The 1,800-nt window shown below is 74.3% G+C and carries 1 protein-coding gene; it reads left to right on the plus strand.

All coding sequences use genetic code 11. From position 1 onward, the window contains the following. Positions 1–604 precede the first annotated feature (604 nt). Positions 605–1,800, plus strand: a 1,196-nt coding sequence (locus FH969_RS14810; protein WP_180359832.1) for a 13E12 repeat family protein, incomplete at its 3' end; no start/stop codon positions are given.

Genomic DNA, 1,800 nt, shown 5'->3' on the forward strand with positions numbered 1-1,800 from the left:
CGCGACAGTGCCCCGCCGTCGGCGGAGCGCACGCCCGGTTGTCGCCGTCGAAGCGCTCGCCCGGCGCCGCCGTCGCGACAGTGCCCAGCCGCCGTCGAACCGCTCGCCCGGGCGTCGCCGTCGAGCCCTACCTACCCAGGCGCCCAGATGCCGGAGACAGCATCACGCGAGGACCAGTCGCTGCCGACGCCAGCCGCCCTTCTTCGCATCAGACCCCCGCCCGGGGGCGCTCGCACTCTTCGGTGGTGTTCGTGCTGCGACCGCCCCGCGACCCCAAGCCCTCGTCGTCGCGGCCGTCCGGGGCCATGTCGCGCATGGTCCGGTTGTCCCCAGGCCGGTGGGGTGTCGCGGTGTCCACAGGGGCGTGGTGGGGGGTGCGTTTGTCAGTGCTCGGATTTACTCTAGGTACACGCGTTCGATTCGCGCGGAGTAACCGACGAGGGGGGTGAGCGGGGTGGCGGCAGAGCCGGTTGGTGTTGGTCGTGGGCCGCGCCGTTCGCCCGCGCGGGTGTCGGCGCGGGCGTCGATGTCGATGTCTGTAGCGCCGGACGGTGGGTGGCCCACCGCCGTGTCGGCGTCGTCGCTCGCGCCTCTCCCGTCCTCGGTGCTGCAGGCGTCGGGGTTGTCTGAGTGTGTGTCGCGGTTGCGGGTGGTGGTGGGTGAGGTCGTCGCCGCGGCTGGTGCGGCGCGTGCGGCTGCGGCGGCTGATCCGGGTGTGGGTGCGGCGGCTGTCGAGGCTCTCGCGGTGCTGGATGAGGTCGCCACCGTCCTGGGGGTGGCGCGGGCTGAGGTGGCGGGGGTGGTGCGGGCCTCGGGGTCGTGGAAGCGGACTCCGGCGGGTCGCCGGGCGGGGGACTTCACGCGGTGGCGGGCGGAGGCCTCCCGTCAGGGTGTGGGTGTCGCCCGGGGTGAGGAGCAGGCCGGGGCGATTCTGGAGCTGCTGCCCCGGCTGCGGGACGCCGCACAGCGCGGTGAGGTGACCGAGGGTCACATCCAGGTCGTCGCGACCGTCCTCGCGGGGGTGGACGAGCGCACCCGGGAGCGCCTTGCGGGGCGTGAGGTGGAGATCGTGGCTCGGGCCAAGAGTGTGGCGGTGCCGGTGCTGCGGCGGGAGCTGCAGGGTCAGGCCGCCGCCCTGGAGGCGGAGAAGGCCGACGCCACCTACGAGACCGCGCGGAAGGCGCGGTTCCTCCGCCTGACGTCGCGGGGAGAGACCGTGCGGGTCGAGGGTGCCCTGGATGTGCTGTCGGCGGCGACGCTGCGCACCGCCCTGGACGCCGTCACCCCGGTCCCCGCGGACGGGGATGAGCGCAACCCGGATCAGCGTCGCGCTGACGCCCTCGTCCTGCTGGCCGACCGTGCCCTGGGGGTCGGGGTCGACAAGGCCGGCGCCCAGGTCCGACCCCACCTGAGCATCCTGGTCCGCCAGGACACCTGGCTCCTCCTGCACCACCTGCGCCGCACCTACACCTGCGCCAGCAGCAGTGGTGGAGCTGTGGGCGAGCGGGGCACCTTTGGCGACGTCACGTGTGGCGGTGTAGACGCCAGCGTCGCCGCCGCCGCGAACGGCGTGAGCACCGGCGCCAGCGGCGACCGCGCGGCAGGGAGCCGCGATGACGCGGCGGCGCACCGCGACGACGCGACGCCGGGCTCGGCGGGGCCGTCGGGGTCGGGGTCGGGGTTGTCGGAGGCCTACGCCCGGTCGGGGCTCGCAGGTGAGCCGGTGTTGGCGGAGCTGTTGGACGGGACGCTGGTGCCGTTCGCGGCGTTGGATGTGGTGGCGTGTGACGCGATGTGGCA

Source organism: Miniimonas arenae (assembly GCF_006351005.1).
Lineage (GTDB): Bacteria > Actinomycetota > Actinomycetes > Actinomycetales > Beutenbergiaceae > Miniimonas > Miniimonas arenae.